This is a genomic window from Pseudomonas sp. FW300-N2F2 (assembly GCF_017351655.1).
Taxonomy (GTDB): domain Bacteria; phylum Pseudomonadota; class Gammaproteobacteria; order Pseudomonadales; family Pseudomonadaceae; genus Aquipseudomonas; species Aquipseudomonas fluorescens_AA.
The window spans coordinates 771,840-791,099 of the sequence record NZ_JACNDQ010000003.1; the positions used below are offsets into that span (position 1 = coordinate 771,840).

18 protein-coding genes and 2 pseudogenes are annotated in these 19,260 nt (G+C 59.8%); 14 read left to right on the top strand and 6 right to left on the bottom strand.

Translation table 11 applies throughout. The annotated features are described in order from the left end of the window. Positions 1-82: 82 nt before the first annotated feature. The gene (locus tag J4E63_RS24070; protein ID WP_207283558.1) at positions 83-520 is read right to left on the bottom strand and encodes a hypothetical protein; all 438 of its coding nucleotides are present in this window, start codon (positions 518-520) and stop codon (positions 83-85) included. 442 nt (positions 521-962) lie between these two features. Beyond that, the gene (locus J4E63_RS24075) at positions 963-1,235 is read right to left on the bottom strand and encodes a hypothetical protein (RefSeq protein ID WP_192262949.1); all 273 of its coding nucleotides are present in this window, start codon (positions 1,233-1,235) and stop codon (positions 963-965) included. 488 nt (positions 1,236-1,723) lie between these two features. On the opposite strand from J4E63_RS24075, the gene J4E63_RS24080 reads away from it, so the two are divergent. Further along, the gene (locus J4E63_RS24080; RefSeq protein WP_207283559.1) at positions 1,724-3,205 is read left to right on the top strand and encodes a leucine-rich repeat domain-containing protein; all 1,482 of its coding nucleotides are present in this window, start codon (positions 1,724-1,726) and stop codon (positions 3,203-3,205) included. A 122-nt stretch (positions 3,206-3,327) separates the two neighbouring features. Here the strand turns inward: J4E63_RS24080 and J4E63_RS24085 are convergent, their stop codons facing one another. The 4 genes from J4E63_RS24085 to J4E63_RS30980 form a co-directional block, all read right to left on the bottom strand. After that, on the bottom strand, positions 3,328-5,700 hold the full coding sequence (locus J4E63_RS24085; RefSeq protein WP_207283560.1) for a TonB-dependent siderophore receptor: 2,373 nt from the start codon (positions 5,698-5,700) through the stop codon (positions 3,328-3,330). A gap of 122 nt (positions 5,701-5,822) precedes the next feature. Further along, on the bottom strand, positions 5,823-6,806 hold the full coding sequence (locus tag J4E63_RS24090) for a DUF4880 domain-containing protein (RefSeq protein ID WP_207283561.1): 984 nt from the start codon (positions 6,804-6,806) through the stop codon (positions 5,823-5,825). Further along, positions 6,793-7,308 (bottom strand): sigma-70 family RNA polymerase sigma factor, encoded by a 516-nt coding sequence (locus J4E63_RS24095; protein ID WP_207283562.1) that lies wholly within the window; start codon positions 7,306-7,308, stop codon positions 6,793-6,795. The genes J4E63_RS24090 and J4E63_RS24095 overlap by 14 nt, the downstream gene beginning before the upstream one ends. Before the next feature lie 45 nt (positions 7,309-7,353). Continuing rightward, positions 7,354-7,485, bottom strand: coding sequence for a hypothetical protein (locus J4E63_RS30980; RefSeq protein WP_259334192.1), 132 nt, complete (start codon positions 7,483-7,485; stop codon positions 7,354-7,356). 31 nt (positions 7,486-7,516) lie between these two features. Between J4E63_RS30980 and J4E63_RS24100 the strand changes: the two are divergent. The 13 genes and pseudogenes from J4E63_RS24100 to J4E63_RS24160 form a co-directional block, all read left to right on the top strand. Further along, a pseudogene (locus J4E63_RS24100) lies at positions 7,517-7,618 on the top strand (short-chain dehydrogenase/reductase); the annotation flags it as partial. 24 nt (positions 7,619-7,642) lie between these two features. Continuing rightward, positions 7,643-7,753, top strand: a pseudogene (locus J4E63_RS24105) (AraC family transcriptional regulator); the annotation flags it as partial. A 229-nt stretch (positions 7,754-7,982) separates the two neighbouring features. Next, entirely contained in the window at positions 7,983-8,144 is a 162-nt protein-coding gene (locus J4E63_RS24110; RefSeq protein WP_170842363.1) for a hypothetical protein, read from the top strand. 89 nt (positions 8,145-8,233) lie between these two features. Further along, positions 8,234-9,706, top strand: a complete 1,473-nt coding sequence (locus J4E63_RS24115; protein ID WP_207283563.1) for an MBL fold metallo-hydrolase — start codon at positions 8,234-8,236, stop codon at positions 9,704-9,706. Then, positions 9,703-11,094 (top strand): MBL fold metallo-hydrolase, encoded by a 1,392-nt coding sequence (locus J4E63_RS24120; RefSeq protein WP_207283564.1) that lies wholly within the window; start codon positions 9,703-9,705, stop codon positions 11,092-11,094. The genes J4E63_RS24115 and J4E63_RS24120 overlap by 4 nt, the downstream gene beginning before the upstream one ends. After that, the gene (locus J4E63_RS24125) at positions 11,091-11,876 is read left to right on the top strand and encodes a hypothetical protein (RefSeq protein ID WP_207283565.1); all 786 of its coding nucleotides are present in this window, start codon (positions 11,091-11,093) and stop codon (positions 11,874-11,876) included. The genes J4E63_RS24120 and J4E63_RS24125 overlap by 4 nt, the downstream gene beginning before the upstream one ends. Continuing rightward, complete coding sequence (locus J4E63_RS24130) at positions 11,873-14,689, top strand: ABC transporter ATP-binding protein (RefSeq protein WP_207283566.1); 2,817 nt, start codon at positions 11,873-11,875, stop codon at positions 14,687-14,689. The genes J4E63_RS24125 and J4E63_RS24130 overlap by 4 nt, the downstream gene beginning before the upstream one ends. A gap of 23 nt (positions 14,690-14,712) precedes the next feature. Continuing rightward, positions 14,713-15,507, top strand: a complete 795-nt coding sequence (locus J4E63_RS24135; RefSeq protein WP_207283567.1) for a hypothetical protein — start codon at positions 14,713-14,715, stop codon at positions 15,505-15,507. Continuing rightward, positions 15,504-16,064, top strand: coding sequence for a hypothetical protein (locus J4E63_RS24140; RefSeq protein ID WP_207283568.1), 561 nt, complete (start codon positions 15,504-15,506; stop codon positions 16,062-16,064). The genes J4E63_RS24135 and J4E63_RS24140 overlap by 4 nt, the downstream gene beginning before the upstream one ends. 61 nt (positions 16,065-16,125) lie before the next feature. After that, complete coding sequence (locus tag J4E63_RS24145) at positions 16,126-16,740, top strand: hypothetical protein (protein ID WP_207283569.1); 615 nt, start codon at positions 16,126-16,128, stop codon at positions 16,738-16,740. Between the two features lie 94 nt (positions 16,741-16,834). Then, positions 16,835-17,293 carry a hypothetical protein gene (locus J4E63_RS24150; protein ID WP_207283570.1) on the top strand — a complete coding sequence of 153 codons (459 nt, stop codon included), beginning with the start codon at positions 16,835-16,837 and terminating at the stop codon, positions 17,291-17,293. A 64-nt stretch (positions 17,294-17,357) separates the two neighbouring features. Next, entirely contained in the window at positions 17,358-17,933 is a 576-nt protein-coding gene (locus tag J4E63_RS24155) for a cytochrome c (RefSeq protein ID WP_207283571.1), read from the top strand. Next, positions 17,924-19,228, top strand: coding sequence for an FAD-dependent oxidoreductase (locus J4E63_RS24160; RefSeq protein ID WP_192262975.1), 1,305 nt, complete (start codon positions 17,924-17,926; stop codon positions 19,226-19,228). Before J4E63_RS24155 ends, J4E63_RS24160 begins: the two co-directional genes overlap by 10 nt. Positions 19,229-19,260 lie beyond the last annotated feature (32 nt).

Consider the following 19,260-nt stretch of genomic DNA (forward strand, 5'->3'; position numbering starts at 1 on the left):
TCACCATGGGCAGGTTATTTTGCTGTCCCCTTCTTTTTCTTCCTGTCGCGCCTTGGGTGTCCCAGGTTCGCGTACTAAGAGTTTACAGCGGGCACCACGGGTCTCCCCCCTTCGCGCTTTCCAGGATCTTCGGAAAGTTTCGCTCAAAGGCCCAGCCTGAAGCCACGGCAGTCATGGTGGTTTTGCAGGCGGGGTTCTTTTCCGAGACGATCACGTTCATATAGAACTGGCTGCCGTAGATTGTCGGCGCCCATAGCACCATGTCGCTTCTTTCGGCATTGCTGTCGACTTCCAATTGGATGGTATTGACGAGTCTCCCACCCGTCGTGAGCTCGGTCACTTGTGGGTGAAAGCAGTGGTTCAGGTAGCCTTGTACCCGTTCTTCCACCACTGCCCGCTCTTGCGTCAGGCAGTATTCGGGGCTGGTTTTTCCAGTGTTCAGCAGCTCGTCCTTGGTATGCGGATGCAGTGAACAGCCGCTCAATAGCAGCAAAACGATCGCTGTAAATTTCTTGTACAAAACTCATGCTCCTTCAGAGATTGTGGGTTGCCAAAACTGATTGCCGTAAGGGCGGCGGGCGTAAGGGAAAAGGGGACAGATTTATTTTATGAGATGCAGAGTGTCCCCTTTTTTTGATCGGGGTGCCGAGGTCTTGGGAACCGTGATCGATTCCGGTCGTGGCGAAGGCATGGTTGTGTTGGCGCTGTTTGAGGAGATTTTGGCGCAATTGTGGCGCAGTTCTTGACGAACTGCGCCACAGCTCATCGCAGCAGATGGACTACGTTATGGCCACAAATAAAACCAATGCTACCCCGCTTAAATGGGTGGCATTGGGTTACCGAGCAACCTAGCAGATTGACTCCCCAGCGCTTCCAGTCCTTCACCACATCATCGATGACAGCAGTGGCAGTGTCTCTAACGGATCGTGAAACGGGCGACCCCAAAGGTCGCCCGTTTTCATTTACTCAGCCGCCTGCGCCCGCAACCGCCTCCCAATCACATCCATCACATCACACCCATCACGCAGCGATATCGTCAGCATTTTGCAAAAGTCGGAGAGCACCAGCGTGTCGGAGCTGATTTCCGAGCGGAACGCGATGTTTTCCAGCAGTTGAGTCACGGTACGGATGCGGTAGTCGGCGGTTTCGAAGAGGACGTCGAGCGGGGCTTCGGTGTCGATGAGCAGGGTGGCGGGGATGCAATCGATGCCGGTGATGGGCATGTATCGTTTCATCGGTAGTACCTCATTCAATTGAAAGGAGCTACCTCGTTAATCGAGTCGCCAAACCCGAGTCGCCATTAGGACGACGACGGAATATAGGCCGCCTTGTCCGGGTGCTACAAGACGCCGCTTTCCGAGCTTGATGTAGGACGTTTAGCCTGTCTGTGGTGGTATTCGTTACGTGGGGTTGGGCTGTCGGCGGCGGCGAGGTGTTTGCTTCCGTTTGGGGGAGGAGCGTTCATAGAGGGGGGCTGCTGCGCAGCCCAGCGGGAGCAAGCTCCCTCGCCACAGGGGATTTGTACAGCCTTTAGGTGGGTGAGTTGTCCTGAGGGGCGCCGTCGTTGATCTTCTGCTAGAAATCTGTAATTCGGAACAAGGCCGGGGTACCTCGTTTTCCGTCTCAACATCCTCTTCAGCAAGGCTCTTTTTTGTGCTTCCCTTATGGCCACTTTTCTCTTTCGCAGCCTGCCCAGCGCTCGCCCACTTCGGACTCACAAACCGTGCACAACCCCACCCGCAACGCGCTGACCACCCAGCTCGCCACCCACCCCGATGACATCACCACACGTGCCGCGTTTTACCGCGATCTGCTCGACACCGCCGAGGTTTCATTGGACGGCGTACGCCTCGCCGCAGGCCTGTGCGATCCGGCCGCTAACGTCGTGATTGCTCAGTTGAACACCACGGCACATGCCAACCGCCCCGGACCATTGCTGGAGCAGCTTCGCAACTTGCCGGTCGATCATCTGGAGTTGGATAACGCCGAGCCGGCGTGGTGCGACGCCCTGGCGGGGCTGCCTTTACGCACGCTGGTGCTCAACAGCCCACGTTTCAGTTGCGATCAAAGTGTATGGCAACGCTTCCCAGACCTCGCTCTCGAGAACCTGGAAATCAGCGGATTCTCCCGAGACGATAACGCCACCAGCCTGCCTTCCCTCGAACGGCTGCGCCGGCTGAAGTTAAGCACCTACGGTGAAGACTTCGACGACAAAATCCTTCAACACCTCGGCAATAGCCCGCTGCAGGAGTTGTCGTTGAACCGTTGCGATGACGTCACCGACGATGGCCTTCTCGGGCTGTCAAACCTCAGGTTGCGATCACTCACGTTGGAACGCGTCGGCGAGCTGACGTCCCGTGGGATGGCGCACTTAGGCAGTCACCCCCTTGAGCAATTGTCCCTCGGTTGGAGCAGCGCAATCCTGAAGGACCCTGCATGGCTCTCCGGCCTGAGCGCGTTGCGCTCCCTGAGCCTGGATCAATGTTACGCAACAGACGCCACGCTGCACGCCCTTGCGGGTCTGCCCATCGAACGGCTTTCGCTTCCCTCTTCGTATGTTTGCGAGGACGACCTTGAGATATTGGAAGGCATGCCACTCGCCGACCTGAATCTCAAATCTTCACGTCAAACAATTGAGCGGCTCGATGTGCTGCACGGGTTTCCACTCAAGCGCCTGGGGCTCTCCGATGTGCAAGGCATTGATGCAAGTACGTTGAGTGATCTGCGCGGTTTGGAGTTGGAGTCTCTGGACCTGTCATTGAACGACATCACTTGGAAGGCGTTGAAGCAACTCGCTGGCCTGCCACTGAAGCGGCTGAGTCTCAGCTTCTGTTGCGGCGTGGATGGCAAGGTTCTGCGCAAGCTCGTCGAGTTGGGCTTGCCGTTGGAGCAACTTGAAATAAGCGGCCTGGATCTGCGCGATGCTGACTTGGCCTGCTTGCGCGATCTGCCGTTGCAGCGCCTGGGTTTGTATGACAGCCCTTGGCTCACCGACGCCGGAGTGGCCCACCTTGCTCGGCTGCCGTTGAGTGATCTGACGATCTCGGCAGATCCCGGGGAATCGCGGATTACCTCAGCCGCAGTGCCGGTGTTGGAGCAACTGCCGCTGCACACATTGGCGTTGCTGAACTGTTCAGGGATCAGTGCCGAGGGTTGGGATCGGCTGGCCAGGTTGCCGGCTCGCGTCAGCGGCCCGGGTATTTGATGCTCGCCGCAGTCTTGCTCTGTAGGTTCAAACCCGTGGGAGCAAGTTGTGCTCCCACAGGTTTACACCGTTCGATGACTGACCCGCATCAGGCCGAGCCCCAATCATGAACGACCAGCTCTTTACCAGTTGTAACTCAACTTCGCGGTGACTTCACGGCCCGGGTTGTAGTAGTTCGCGGTCCCCGAGCCCACCACGTGCTGCTCATCCAGCAGGTTACTGACGTTAACCGCCAGGTCAGTGTCTTTGAAGAGTTTGTAGTTGAAGGCCGCATCGAAGAGCGTCGTGCCATCGCTGGTGCCGGTGTTGGCTGCGTCGAAGTAATAGGAGCCCACATAACGTGCACCCAGGCCAACGCTGACATCGGTGTCGGGGATGTTGTAATAGCTCCACAGCGACGCGGAGTGTTTGGGGGCGGTGGCGAACTCATTTCCTTTGAGTGAACTGCCGTCGTACAAAGTACCGCGCAACACTTCGGACTCCATGTAGGAGTAGCCACCCACCAGGCTCAGGTTGGGGGTCAGCTCAGCCTTGGCTTCCAGGTCCAGGCCGCGTACCCGTGATTCGCCAACGGTTTGCTGCTCGATGACACCGCTGGGCAGTACGACGGCGATGCTGACATTTTCCTGGGTCAGGTCGTAGACCGCCGCCGAGAACAGCGCGTCCATACCGATGGGCGCATATTTCACGCCCACTTCATATTGCCTGCCTGTCTTGGGGACAACGCCGACGGTGGGTGGCGAGACCGACTCGACCATGCTGACGTAGGTGGACACTTCGTCGTTGACGATATAAGTCAGCGCGCCGCGATAGGACGTTTCGGAGAAGTTATCCGACGCTTTTACGTTGTTGATGTCGGTACTGGACAGATCCAGCGAGTCGTTGCGCACACCGGCGGTGACGATAAAGCGCTCATAGAAGGACAGGTTCTGTTGCAGGAACACGGCCTTGGTTTTCGTGTCGAGCTTGTCGTTGCTATAGGGCGCTACGCCGCTGGGTACACCCGTGAACACGGGGTTGGCCAGGTCGATGGAGCCTGTCGTGGCATACACGGAGCGTTCCTCGGTCGAAGAATCGCCGTACTCCACGCCTACCAACGTACTGCTGTCGATGTTTTCGAAGCGGGCATCGTATTGCAGCATCAAGTTGCCGTTCAGTTGCTCGGCGTCGCTGTCAGTGCCAAAGATGTAACGCGGGACCGTGGTGCCGGTGCGGGTAGGGGAGTCGCTGAGGAACACATAGCCGAAATCATCGGTCAGTTCGCTGTAGCGCAGGTTGCTGCGCAACACGAAGCCATTGTCGAAATCATGGCTGAAGGTGCCGCTGATGTTGGTGCGTTCGACATCGTGGAAATTGTAGCTGGGCTCGCCGTAGAACTTGTCACGGTCGTATTCCTTGTCCAGCGGGTAGCCGCCGCTGTTGGGCGAGCTTTGGGTTTTCAGGTAGTCCACGATCACCGAGGCCGAGGTGAAATCCGTGGGTGACCAGGTCAGGCCGCCCATCAGGAATTTGTTGTCATCCCGTGAGTGGTCGTACTCGCGATCGCTGTCTTGCATCTTTGCCGTGAAGCGGCCGGCCACGGTTTTGTCCTCGTTCAACGAGTCCCCGACATCGATGCCGGTTTCGACATGGTCGAAAGAACCGTAGGTGACGTAGCCCTGGCCGAACTTGTCGAAGCGTGGCTTCTTGCTGACAAAGTTCACCGAGCCGCCCGGGTCGGCCGGGCCGAACAGCGTCGAGTTGGCGCCGCGTATCACCTCGACGCGCTCATAGGCGAAAGGTTCTTCGCGCACACCGCGCATCGAACCCAGGGTCAGGCCGTCCCGATAGGTCGTGGCCTGGAAGCCGCGGATCTGGAAGTAATCGTTGCGGTCGTCAGTGCCGTAATAGTCGGTAATGACCCCCGGCGTGTATTGCAGCAGTTCTTCGGTCGTGCTCACGCTGCGTTGCTTCATTTCCTTGTCGGTCACCACGGAAACCGAGGCGGGCGTATTGAGGATGCTGGTGGCCACCTTACCGCCGACCCAGAGTTCCTGGGCCACCACCGAGTTGCTGTCCTCGGTGCCGTCGATCCTGGCCTTGGCGTTGACGAGAATAGGCGCAAGGCGATACTCCTCGAGGTCGGCATCCGCCTTGGGTTGCGGCGTCAGTAAGTAAGCGTTCGGGCCTTGCTGCTGTATGGCGATGTCGCTCCCCTGCAACAACGACGACAGGGCTTCGGGCGTATCGAGTGTGCCGCTCACGCCCCGGGTGTTGCGGTTTGCTACGCTTGAAGCGTCGAAGGAAAGACTGATACCCGCCTCGCGGGCAAAGCGGTCAAGCGCCGGTGCCAGGGGACCGGCGGGAATGTTCCACTGGTGCACCGGGTGGGTCTGCTCAACGGTCGAGGGCTGCGCCAGGGTGGGTAGCGCATAGCTGCTGACGATGATGCCGAAGACCGCACCGTGGATGGCACGATTCAGTAGATGACGCTGGGGAACCGGGGACGCACTCATTGACTCGCTCCGTAAAAGGGGATCGGCAGATCGGCCTGTAGGTCGGCCTTTTCTTACATGCCGAACGAGAATGAGAAATCACCTCATTTTTATTTGAGGTTGATGTATGGCGAGGAAAACTGTTAGCTGGCGGCGTTCAACGTCACCCAATATTGGGTCCGATAATCGATCCGCAGGTGCAGTGACTGAGCAACCAATGCCAGCACCTGATCGGTGTCGGCGAGCTGAAAGGTGCCGGAAACCCGCAGGCCCGAGACCTCTTCGGCGCAGCGCAACAGGCCCGGACGATAGCGCGACAAGGCCCCGATGAAATCACCGAGGCGCATGTTGCGTGCGCTGATCACCCCGTCACTCCAGCTCCATACATCCAGGCCGTTATCCTTGAACTCACGAACGCCATCTGAGGTGAACAGCCGCTGATTGCCGGCCTGGACCGTGTTGTTATCCGCAAGGGTTTGAGTGGACCCAGGAAACACCGTGACGGCGCCGCCCTGCACCGCGATGAGCGTCCCGTCGTCCCGCTCGTGCGCCAGGAACCGGGCATTCAGGGTGCGTATGAGGCCGTCGCGCGTTTGTACCCAGAACGGACGCGGTTGAGCCGAGCCTGCGTCCGGGCCGGTATTGACGATGATTTCGCCGCGCCGCAGAACGATCAGGCGTCGCTGTGGGTTGAAATAGCTGTCGACTGCACTGTCGCTGTTGAGCTGGATAAGGCTGCCATCATCGAGTTGGAAGCGCTTTTGTTCGCCGGTCTTGCTGTGCTGTTGGGCAAGCATGGCCGGCAGCGGCGTGTAGTCGCGGCCCAGCCAGGCTGCGCCACCCAAGGTGGCCAATGCACCCAGTAGCTTGAGGCTTTGGCGCCGATGCATGCCTGAGCGGGCGCCCTTGAGGGTGTGCCGGGCCAAATCAGGTGGCACGCCCGCGAAGTCATCGCCAAGCGTTTCGACACGCTGCCACGCTAACCGATGCTCCGCCCGCTGCTGCAGCCAGTGCTCGAAACTGCGCTGGGTTTGCTCATCGGCAGGATTGAAGCGCAGACGCACCAGCCACTGGATCGCCTGGTCGACCACCGCCGGATCCAGCGCTTGCGCTTCACTGTTCGGCATAACGCAAGCGATAGCAGTGTTGCAGGGCCTTGGCCAGGTCGCGTTCAACCGTAGAGCGGGAAACGCACAGTTTTTCGGCTATTTGCAGGCAGGTCAGACCGTCGAGTTGGGCGAGTAGAAAAGCCTCGCGAACCCTCGGTTTGAGCAGGTCCAGCAGGCGGTCGATCCGCTCGAGGCTATCAAGAATCAGCAAGCGTTCTTCTTCAGAGGGGGCCGCTTGTGGAGGGAGCAGCGCGAGGCTCTCGAAGTAGGCGCGTTCGAGTTCGCGACGGCGATACCGATCGATCATCAGCCCACGGGCGATGCTGCTCAGATACGCCCGGGGTTCGCGCAAGGGGCTCAATTGACGCGATTTGAGCAGACGTACAAACGTGTCCTGTGCCAGGTCCGCCGCGCTTTCGTGACAGCCGAGGCGCCGGCTCAGCCAACTGTGCAACCAGGAATGATGGCTGCGATAGAGCAGGGTGAGGTCGGCATCGCCCAGTGTGTCGTTGCTGCGCATCAGCATCCCGGAAACATACATAATTGATAATGAATCGCATTATATTCAGGCGGCTGACGTCAGTGCAATGTGCGGGAGCCGACGCTCGAGACCGGCCTTGGCATCCGAGTCCTGATAGGAATAGGCAATGCTGCAAGGCAAACCGGCATAGGTGCCGAGGTTCTGCGTCGATAGCATGGCCTCGTTCCCATCTGATTGGAGGCTCGCCATGAGCAGCAGAAAAACCCTATTCATCACCGGCGTCAGCAGCGGCCTGGGCAATGCCCTGGCGTGGGAAGCGCTTGCGGCGGGCCATCGGGTGATCGGCACCGGGCTCGTTTCGCACCGACTGGGCGAGTTCAAGCGCCTGTTTGGTCGCACGCCACAGGCGGAGATTGAAAGGATGAAGGCGACTTATGCGTTGCCGACGTCGGTGGGGGCGTCGGTTTATGTGTCGTCGCCTTAGGCATCAACAGGGCAACCTCTTTTCGGTGAACCCTCCCGCAGGTCGGACAAGGGCTGGTGGTTTTCAGAAGATTTGTATCAAAAGTTTACTCCGGGCCTGAGACCGCGGTTGCGTCACTTTTCCGGGAGCTTTTCTTTCTTGAAAAGTCGGAGTCCTCGGTTATATTGGCTCGCGACAGGACGCCATTACGCCTTGGCGTACCTGGAAACAGCTAGACAAGGAGCAAGTCATGAGCCAGAAGATCCAGCAGGGTGCGACCGCGCCCAACCATCAAGACAGCGAAAAAGTACTTTTCAGCAAGGAAGAGTTACAGGTCTTGAGCGACGCCATTCAGAAGTCCAAGACCCGTGTATCCGAAACCAAGGCTGCAAGCTGCGCATACCACCGTTGAGCTGACCCCGAAAAAGCAAGAAAGTCCTTTCTTGCTTTTTCGCTTTTCGGGCAGTGAGTATCCAGTTGTCATCCAGGGAGGAGGTGGACATGCGGGCGATCTTTATCGGCCATCAAACGTGGCTTGTGGAGCATGGAAGCACCAGGATCCTGATTGACCCGCTATTGTGTGAAGACTTCGGTTTGGTCGACGAGCACCGGATCGAGATCTATCCTCCGCGTACTGTCGATGCCACGGCACTGTCCGATGTAGACCTGATTTTCCTCAGTCACGAACATTCCGATCATTTCGATATCCAGTCGCTGAACCTGTTGCCACGTTCCGCCCGGTTTGTGGTGGGGGCGACCATTGTCGAACCGGTCAAGCAATGCATCCGCGACCTCGGGTTCACCCTTACGCAAGTCAACGACACCGAGCCGATGCGGGTTGGCGACCTGAACCTGCGCTTCTACCCGGCGGATCCGAAGACCGCCTTCTGGGAAAGCCGGGTCACCCAGGTGCATATCGAGGAGGCCGAACAGCCGAGCACTGGCATCTTCATTGCCGTGGACGCGTTGGTGTCCGAAGTGTTCAAGACCGATATCGTCGAAGGACGATTGACACCGCCTAAGCTGGTGATCGTCTCGAACAACTCCAGGGTATCGCCTCCGGGAGCTTTTCAGTCCCTGGAAAACTGGGGTAAGAACGCGAGTGACAGCAACCGTAAGGTCGGTCCGCTGGGGATCGGTGTGCTGAGCGCCGTGCTGACCAGCTACATGGATGATTTTCCGGTGCAGCCCGAGAACATCGCCCTTTGCGGCGGCGGGTTCATCAAACGCCTGGGCGGGTTCGCCGCTTTCCCGTTTTCCGACCAGCCGACATTGAGCCGGTTGGCCAATCGACTCAGCCTGGACACCAATATTGTCGGCCTGCTGCCAGGCGAAGCTTTTGCCCTGGATCCTTGTTCCGGGTCGCAGGCGGTTATCGACTGGGTCCAGGTGGACAAGGTGCAGCACAACTTGCTGATCGAGGAGCTGGACCAGTTCATCGAGGCGCGCAAGACCGTCGAGGTGGTCGCTTCGGTGCGCCCGGACGTGCAGGACGCCGAGTCGTATGACGAGCTGCTGCGGCGCGCGGAAGCCGAGCTGCAGCGCCTGGCGAAAAGCCTGATGCTGTTCATCACCGGGCGCAAGGTATTGGCGATGTCTCATTACAAGGGGCGCAAGCTCGGGCCGAAAAGAATCGTTTTCAGTTTTGCCTCGCATGCTCTGGGGCGTCAGGACAGCTATGCGCTGAACCTCATCAGCGGCCAGTTCGAGGCTGAGGCGCACAACCAGCTTGAATCGCTGGTGGCGCAGTATCCCTTCGGCGTATGCCTGCCCCTGGTGGACTTCATCGGCATGGTCGAGGGGGATCTGCAGATCTGGGACATCGTGGGCGTTTCGGTCCAGTCATGGTTCGAGAACGGTATCTTCGACGGCCTGATCCCGTTCTTCTACAGCTACTACGGCGAGAACGGCAGCCCTGAGCTATTGGCGAAAATCATCGGGCGCAGCATGCGTAACCTGGAGGTTTGCCCATGAAGCTGACGATGATCGGCCACGAAAGCTGGTCGCTGCGGGCTGGCGATAGCCATGTATTGATCGACCCGGTGCTGGGTGGTGGCTTCGGTTCCGATGCCGACCGGCAGTTCACGATAGTCCCGGCGCGCAACGTCGATCTGCAGCGCATGCCGGCGGTGGACGGCATTGTCTTGACCACCGAGCACCTGCAGCACTTTCACCCAGCCTCCTTGCGCCGCTTATCATCGGACTACGGACACTTGCTCAAACACAGAGTGGTCTATGTCCCGGAACTGTTTCCCGGCGCGGCCGAGGCGATTGCCCGCGCCTGCGGTTACGAGGTGCGGCGGGTTGATACTCAGGCCGAGTTCTTCATCGGCTCGCTGAGCCTGCGCTTCTACATGCCCTGCACAGAGGTACTGTTTTGGGACAGCCGGGTAGCATCGCTGCATGTCGAGCATCGGGGGCGCGAGGCGGTGTTCATCCAGTCCGATACCCGCATCGCCGACGCTTACTTTGCCGATGTCAATAGTGGAGCCGTTGCCTGGCCTCAGGTCATGGTGATGACCAATAATTTCCAGGGCAGTGGGGCGCAAGGGCCGATCGGCCTGGACAACCTGTTGCCGGTACCCGACCAACGCTACACCCGGGTGTCCGGCTTGCGTCTGCTGGACGAAATCGTACACAAACCGATGCGCCGACTGAACCAGGTGCCGACCCTGATCCTCGCGGGCAATGGTTATCGCGATCCCTTTGGCAAAATGCATCACCCCTGGTCGAACCTCGAACTGGCGCAGATCTGCAGTGAACTGTCGTTGTTACGGGCGGTGCACTCACTGATGCCCGGCGAAAGCTTCGACGTGGCGCCGGCACGGTCGGGTGAACCGGCGGACTGGATCTGCGCATCCGAGGAACAGGCAGGGTTCCGTCCGGCGAAAGGGCGACGCCGGACGGTCTCGCTCGACACACAGCGGATCAAGGCACATCTCGATGAAATGGCCAGGACCTGGATGATTACCCGCTACGGTCAGGTGCTGATGACCCAGAGCAACTACCTGGGGCGCCCCGTTGGCCCGTGCCGTGCGGTGCTGCAATTGACCCGGGACGACGGCATCGGCCAACAATGGCTGCTGGACGTGTCCAGGGTCGAGTTCGTCGAGGTGCCGGACGAAGGCGCGGGGGCGATCAAGCGTTATCCCTACGGCATCCGTGTCGACCATGACGATTTCTGCCAGTTGCTTCTCGGCGAGTTGCAGATATGGGAGCTGCTCAATCTGTCGGCATCGCAGTGGTATGTCTGCGATCGCTATGACAGCCCGCTTGCGTTCTGGCTCGAGTATTACAACGAGCAAGTGGACTATGGACGTGCCTTGCGCAGTTATGAAATGTCCCTGGCGACCGCGCCATGAGCGGGCAAATAGCCTTTGACCATGTGCATCTGGAGCTCCTCGGCGCCGCCCAGCTGCAGTTGCAGCAACAGGCGCTCGTCGAGTTGTTGGCCGAGCGTTATCAGGTTCTGCGGGTACTCGGCCAGTCGGTGAAGTCGCTGGTCTGCTCGGGCCTGTGCATGGCCTCGGGCGAGCAGGTGGTGATAAAGCGTTACTTCGACGCGGAGGCCTATGCCGCCGAAGCCAGCGGTTATTTGCTCTTCCGCTCGGGGCCGATAGCAGGTATGCGATATCAGGATGCGCGGCATCAGGTACTGGTGCTGGAGTTTCTCCAGGGCCGTTTGCCCGGTCCGGCCGATCTACCTGAAGTGATTGCGGCCTACGCGGCGATGCATGCCACGGCCCTGGCGAATATCCAGCGCGTCATGGGGCACCGCAGTACCCCTGAGTTTATCGATCCCTGCCTGGCGTCCCGCTGCCGTTTCCCCTCGTTCGACCTGCAGGGCATCAGCGTCGGTGACTGCAAGCCGGAGCATCTGCTTGTTACCGTGGATGGCGTGCGTGTCCTCGACCTGGAGACTCATTCCCTGCAGCGCAGCGTTTGGTTCGACATCTTGTCCTTGAGCCGCTTCCTGGGGGCGGGCTCGGCATTTTCATGGACTCTGGAGGAATGGGTGGCCCATTACTGCGAATGCCGGGAGATTCCCGCCCACTATTACGATCTGCAGAAAATCCGAGACTGCCTGCAGCGCGTACAGGCCCTGGAGCCGGGTCGGGTGTACTGCGAGGAGGCGCGGCCGTGAACTGGATGTATTGTTTTACCCCGGCATTGCGCTATCGGACGGTCGCTCGCTCCGAAGGGCGAGCCTTCGTCGATGGTTTTTTCGGCCTGGCCTTCAGCCTTGCGCCCTGGGCGGTCAGCGCTTATGTACTTGTGTCGTTGTTGCAATACAGCGTGCCGCTGTTGTTCATCTACAAGCTGAGCACCCTGGTGGCGGCCCAAGGCGCTGCCGATATCGTGCTGGCTGATACGGCGCTTCTGGCGTTCCTGGCCATCAGCGGGTTCTTGCTGGTGGTGAGTGAACTCAATCTGGAGCGCTACATCTCCCTGAGGTTATGCCGCGAGTTCGAGCGCCTTCTGGTGCGCAAGATGCAGCCCGGGGTAGAGGTGTCGGTGCTGGAACGGGTGGTGTCGCGGGATTTCAGCGTCATTCTCGATGGTATCGGTGCTAGCGTTAACCTGTTGGCTATTCCGGTTTTCCTGCTGCTTTCAATCCTGCTGGCGTTGCTGGTCTTCGGCACGGCAGGGTTCTGGGCGGTTGCGGTGATCGGTATGTTCCTGCCGCTTTCCTATCTGCTGTCCAGGCTCTCGGACCGCAACTACGAGCGAATCATGGATATGACGGCGCAGCGTATCGAACAATGTTCGGCATGGTTGCGCCAAGGACCGTGGCTCAAACAGTTCGCTGACCATACGGCCTTGCAGAGCATCGAGCGGACACTGGTGGACGAACGCTCCCTGCGCAACCTGGATACGCTGCTGCGCGGCGCCGACAGCTACATCATCGGTTTTGGCCGCTTGATTCCTTTTGTCTTGCTGGGGCTGTTGGGTACCTCGGAATCGGCCATGGTCTGGGACGGGGCGATTTTCTGGCTAAGCATTCCGTTGCTGGCGGCGGTGCTCGCGTTGCCCCGCTCCTATGTGAGTTACAAGGCCGTCGGTCGCTCCCTGGAAGCACTCAATGGCCTGTATCAGAATTCCTCCAGGCATCCGGTATTGCTACCCGCTGTCGCCGATCAGGCGCGCGGCGTGATCAAGTTCGACGCCGACTGGCCGATCTGGCCCGCGACGCTGGCCGAACTGATTCCTGGTCCACTGGAGAGCCAGCGCGAGGACCTGCATGCGTTGCTGGGCGCTTTCCGGCTGGTACCCGAGCTGGGACAGGACCCACAGCAGGTTCTGCAACTGCCTATCGAGCTGGACGCGAGCAACCTATCTGCCGGACAGCGCCTGCGCCTGCAGCTGCTGCGCGGCGTGTTTCTGGCCCGTATCCAGGACGGGACCCTCAGTGTCGACCACGACTTCTCGGCGTTGGACGCCGCAGCCGCGCTGGCGGTGAAAGAGGCCTTGGAACGCCTGTCCTGGGTCAGCTTCAGCCCCTCGGCCGCAAGAGCGATAGCGCAGCGTGAGGGTCCGCCGGCGGAGATCGCTGAGCGGACGGCTTCGACGGTGCCGGCCGGCCCCCCGGCGCTGGACCGCTTCAGTCTCGGCGATCTGTTCAAGTATTGTTGCTTGGGGGGACTGATGTTGTTGGTGCCGGCACTGATGATGAGCTATGCGGCCAACCTGACGCTGCCAGAGGCAGGTTTCTTACCCTGGCAGGTTTTGTTGTATGCCGTGGCCGGGGTAGGGGCAGGAATAGCTGCCGGGCTGTTTATCGAGAATCTGTTGCGCAGCCGCTTTTCCCGCTTGTTCATCGATGGTCTGCGGGACATCCGGGTCACCGGCCTGGCCGATGCGCTGCAGGTGGTTTCTCGCGATGTCACCACGACATTCGAACGCATCGCCTGGTATGCCCACGACATTGCCTGGATTTTCGCGCTGTTGCTGTGCAATGGCGTGGCCTTGTGGATGGGGTTCGGTCTGTTCGGGATCGCAGTGGCGCTGCTGTTCAGCGGCCTGCTGGCGGTGTTGTACCGGCTTTCGATCAACGAGCTGTATCGGACCCGGGTGGAGAGCGTCAAGGGATTCGACTCCCTACTACGCTCCGCCCATGTGGCATTTTCCATTTCCCGGGCCGGTGGCATGGGTTTCGAACGCCTGGGTGAATGGCTGGCGCTCACCCAGCGGGGTGCGATAGCCGAGGGGCTGAAGAGTTTCTACACCACCCGCATGCGCAGTGTGATCACTCGCACAGTCACGGCGGCCAGTTGCACCTTGCTCAGTGACTTGGTGATTGTCCTGGTGGTCTTGATGGGCAGTCTCTACCGCACTAGCGATTCGGCCTTTGTGCTCGCGGTCACGGCTTTGCTGCTAGTTCGTTCCGACCTGGCCAATGTATTTCTGGCCATCACGGGTTTCAAATCTCAGTCGGTGTCGGTGGAGCGCCTGCAATATTTTGCCCGGCCCAAAAGTTCGGTGGCAGTGGCTATCGCCGGGCAGAACCTGAGCATCGCGCCCTTTGTCGCTCAACGTGCCTATCGTGCCTTGATCCTGGAACGGGGCCGGTTGTATTCGCTATCGGGGCACTCCGGCTCCGGCAAGAGCGAGTACCTCAAGGGCGTGGCCGGTATCACCGACGTGACCATTGAAGACGCGGGCGTGACGCAGGCCATGACATCACCCCGTTATTACCTGGACAGCAATGCCCTGGCGCTGCTCGGCGGTGAGCTCGGAGCAAGTGGTTGGCTGGATACCTGGCTGAGCACCTTGCCAGAGGACCGCCACCATCTGGTGTTGCTGGATGAGCCGTTCAGGGCTTTGCGCGACGAGCAACTGGCCGAGCGTGTGCAAGCGTTGCGCCGTTACGTCGAGCGTAGCGGCAACACCCTGGTACTGGTGGATCATCGTTGCCGGCTGGAGCATGACATTGAGCTCGGCGAGCTGGCTCGTTGATTATCCGGCGCAAGGAAATACTCATGCGTGAGCCAGTGCTGTACCTGGGCGACCGGGGGTTTCTCAAGCGTTACGGCAGTCCCTACTCGACGCAACAGGTCGAGGGGATCGCGCGCTGGGTCCTGGCCAGTTCCGGCCTGGGCATGGCCAGCGGCGACTGGCCCACGGCTAAGGCCGTCAGCAGTGCCTTGGCGGGTGGCCTACGAACGCGGCATATCTATCATTCACGGTTTCTGCTGCGGGTGACCGAGCAGACCACGGGGCAGAGCGTCAGTGTCCGTCAGGTCCAGGCCAACCCGATGTATTACTACACCGCCCCTGGCTATACCTTCGCCGCCGATGCGCAACAGATAGCCGAAGACCTCGATATCGTCCGCTGCTGCCAGCCTGGCTTGGTAACTCTGGGGGGCGACTGGCTGGACATTTTGCTCGCGCAACAGCAATACGCGTTGCTCGACGCGATCCTGCGGCAGATGGAGGCGGCCATTCCGGCGGCTTCCCGGATTCTCCTGGGGTTCCATCCTAGCGCCGGCTTCTTGCAGGTGTTGAGAGAGCGATCGTTCGCCGGCGCTGCGGTGCCGGTCAACCTGCTGAACATGCAATGCGCGACTTACGCCGATTACTTGCGCCAGATCAAGGCCCGATCGCGCCTTTACGCCGTGCATTGCCTGGCGGGCGGCGATATTCCCCTGGCGCCTGCGCTGGACTACGCCTTCCATCATCGGCAGGTCGACGCTTGTATCGTCGGCGCTACCCGTACTCGGCATATCGAGGCATTGGCGGCCTGCGAGGCTGGCTTCAGGAGTTCGACGGGATGAACGTGATTCTTATGCGTCGTGCGCGGCAGTCTGACGAGGTGTTGTTGCAACAGCATCTGCAGACGCTGCAGCGTGCGCACGGCGACCTGCTAATGCTGTCCGGCCGCTCGGCCTGCTATGCCCCGGTCCTGGCCCTGGCTGACAGCCTTGGGATCCAGACCCTCATCCTCGAGCAGGAGTACTACGATCCGCAGCAGGTCCATGGGGCCCACAAGACGGAATGGTTGTTCGATCCCTATGCGGGTCGCTACGGCAGCCCGAGCCTCAACACGCTCTATCATGCATTTGCCATCGAACTGGAAGCGATTCTCCGTCGGCACAGCCAAAGAACACTGGTGATCTATCTCGACCAGTTGCTGCTGGAAATCGCTTACGCCGTGCTTGCCGGTCTGCCCCTGCAGGCGTTGCAGGGTTTTTCGCTGTACCTCGAAGAACTGAGTATCGCGATCCTCGCCAGGGTTCCGTTCAAGGGCGGGTTCCAGACCCTGCTGCTGAAATCAAATGTAACGCCGGCGCAAGCGTTCATCGGCAGGCCCGAATTGAAACTGGTGAGGTGACGCCAAAAGACTGTTGGCGTGATCGCCGAATCTACGCTGAGTGAAGAGAAAAGGAGTGCTTATGGACCCGCAACGCAAGGACTATCTGGCGGCAGAGGCGGTTTACACCGGCGATTCGCTGCGCATCGGCGACGAGTACGTCATGCATGAATGGGAGAGGCCACTGATTCGCAGAATGGTCGAGGACCTCAAGCTCACGCCTGACGACCGGCTGCTGGAAATCGGCTTCGGCATGGGCATCTCGGCCAGCATCCTGCAGGAGTTCGGCCCGGCGTCCCATACCATTGTCGAGCCCCATCCACAGGTGCTGGACCGGGCCGAGCGCTGGAAGGGCGCGCGCACGAACATTCAGTTGCTCCCCGGCTACTGGCAGCAGCTTGATACCGGCCCCCAGCGTTATTCGGCGATATTCTTCGATCCGTTCGCCGATGACATGGCGGCGGTTGACGATGAGAACCTCAGGTTCCTCAAGTTCGCCGCGCAGTCACTGCTCGGCGATGGCGGGCGCCTGTCGCTGTTCTGCATCCGGCCCTTGCTGCCGCCGGAGTACCAGCGTGTGATGTTCGAACACTATCGCCGGGTGGAAATCAGCTCAGTGCGGGTTGATCCCAGGGATACCGCCAACCCGACGGCGGACCTGGAAGGACGAATGATTTCAGTTGTGTTGCACAAATAAGAAAAGCCTCGAGTCTGCCATCCGGGCCTGCTCGCCGGACGTGTTTGGCTAGACATAAGAAATTAAGCCATCAGTAACAATAAAGGTGATAGCGATGAACAACCTTACGGCGCGTCTTGGCCTGGTCGGCCTCCTGTGGTTTTTTGGCAACCAGGCATGGGCTCAGACTCAGGCCCCGACAGCCCCGGCTCCGGCTGCAACCCCCACCAGCAAGGCCATGACCATCATTTTCGAGCCGCCCAAGGGCCAGGAAGAGGCGTTCCTGAATACCTTCGTCACCTCCCAGGCCAAGTACATGCAGGACTATGCTGGCAAGTCGAAGGAGGGGGTCAAGGTGATCAACCTGATCCCAACCGAGCTGGGCGAGCCGCTGATCCACCTGATGATCTACCGTGACTCGGCGACCTTCGAGCGGGCCAAGCAGATATTTGCTTCGCGCGAGGCCATGAGCGGCTATATCGACGGCCATGTGAAAGCCTATGGCGGTTACCAGATTCCCAAGGAATACCTGCGTCACACCAAGGTGTACATGAGCAACGTACTCACTGAGTAATCGATGGGATGACTCGGCCGACGCGGTGCGGCGGCCGATACAAGGCACAGGGAGAGTCCAGGCTATGCGCGTGGTTATCGGGTCGTTGTTGATCGGCCTCGTTTTTGCGGTTCCCAGTCTGCAAGCCGGCAGTCGTGGCGACTCCTTCATGTTGAGCAACGGTTGCATCAATTGCCACGGTTTCGAGGGGCAGCGCACGCCGGGGGCGATTCCTTCGCTGGCCGGCCAGTCCGAGGCTTACCTGTACAAGACCCTGGCGGCTTATCGCGACGGTACCCTCAAAGGCACCATCATGAACCGGGCGATGAAAGGGTACGACGACCAGACGCTCAGACAGTTCGCCGAGTATTACAGCCGGCTGCCGAAAGACTCGCTGGGGGCGGCCGTGCCCCAGGCACACGAGCAGGGTGAGCGGCTGTATGCGCAACACTGTTCCAGTTGCCATGAAAAGCAGGCGGATACGCCGTATGTGAAAGGACAGAGTGTGCAGTATATGCAAGGAGTGCTGAAGGATATGGCCACAGGCCAACGAGCGATGCCAGAGGAAATGGCCAGTGCGATGTCCGCTCTCAAAAGCGAGGAATTGCAACAGCTTCTGGGGTTCCTGCAAGGTTGCGCGCAGGAGGCTCCATGTCGATGAACCCACAACGCAGGCTGTTGCTCAAGTGGCTGGCCACCGGTATCGGAGCTTCCTCGATCCAGGCCCTGGCCAGACCGGCGGTGCCTGTGGCAATCCGCTCTTATGCCGTGGTGGTGATCGGCGGTGGTTTTGCCGGCGCAACTTTCGCTCGTACTCTCAGGCGCCTGGATGCGAACGTAGGTATCACTCTGGTCGAGCCCAGCCGGCAGTATCACTGCTGTCCGCTGGGGGTCGAGTACCTGGTGGGCAAGCGGGACGAAGCAACCCTGATTTTTGGTTACGAACAGCTACGTGCCGAGGGCATCGAGGTGGTGCATCAGAAGGCGAGCTTGATCGACGCCAAACGCAAGCAGGTCAGACTCGCCGACGGTTCGGTGCTCGGCTACGACCGCTGCGTAGTGGCGACGGGCATTGGCTACAAGTACGACAGTATCGCTGGTTACAGCGAGGCGGTGGCCAGTCGTGTACCTCATGCCTGGGGCGGCGGCGAGCAACTGCGCTTGCTTCGTCAGCAACTGGAGGCCATGCCCAACGGCGGCAATGTGTTGATTTCGGTACCGGTGGACGATTACCGCTGCCCGCCCGGGCCATATGAACGGGCCAGCCTGATTGCCGATTATCTCAAGACCCACAAACCCGATTCGCGGGTGATAGTCCTGGATGCCAAGCCGCGATTCGCCAAGCAGGCGCAATTCGAGCAGGCCTGGAAACGTTTATATGGCTATGGTAGCGAGCAGGCCAACATCCAGTGGATTGGTGCCTTGCAGGGGGGGACCGTGCACGGTTTCGACGAAGCTAAGGGGCAGTTGCTGACCGAGGGTGGTCCGGTCAGCGGCCAGGTGATCAACATCATCGCGCCCCAGCAGGCTGATGACTTTTCACGGCACAACGGCTTGGCGGCGGAACATGGCTGGTGTCCGGTCAACACCCAGACCCTGGAATCCCTGCTAGTACCGGATGTGCATGTGATTGGCGACGCGGCCTACGCCGAGAAACTGCCCAAGTCGGCCTTCGCCGCGACCTGCCAGGCCAGGGTCTGTGCCTTGGCCATCCATAGCCAGATGCACGGCCTGGCACTGCTCAAACCGCAGTACATGAATGTCTGCTACAGCCTGTGTGGCGACAATTACGGTATCTCGGTGCTGCTCCACTACCAGCATGACGCGACCAGCAATGTCATCGAGATCCAGACCTTGCAAGTCACGCCTCTGGACGCCAGCGACGAGGATTACCGTCGTGAGGCGCTGTCGGCCTACAGCATGTTCGACAGCCTCGTCAAAGAAGCATTTGGCTAGGCCAATACGGCTGCACCTGGGGCGACACCCAG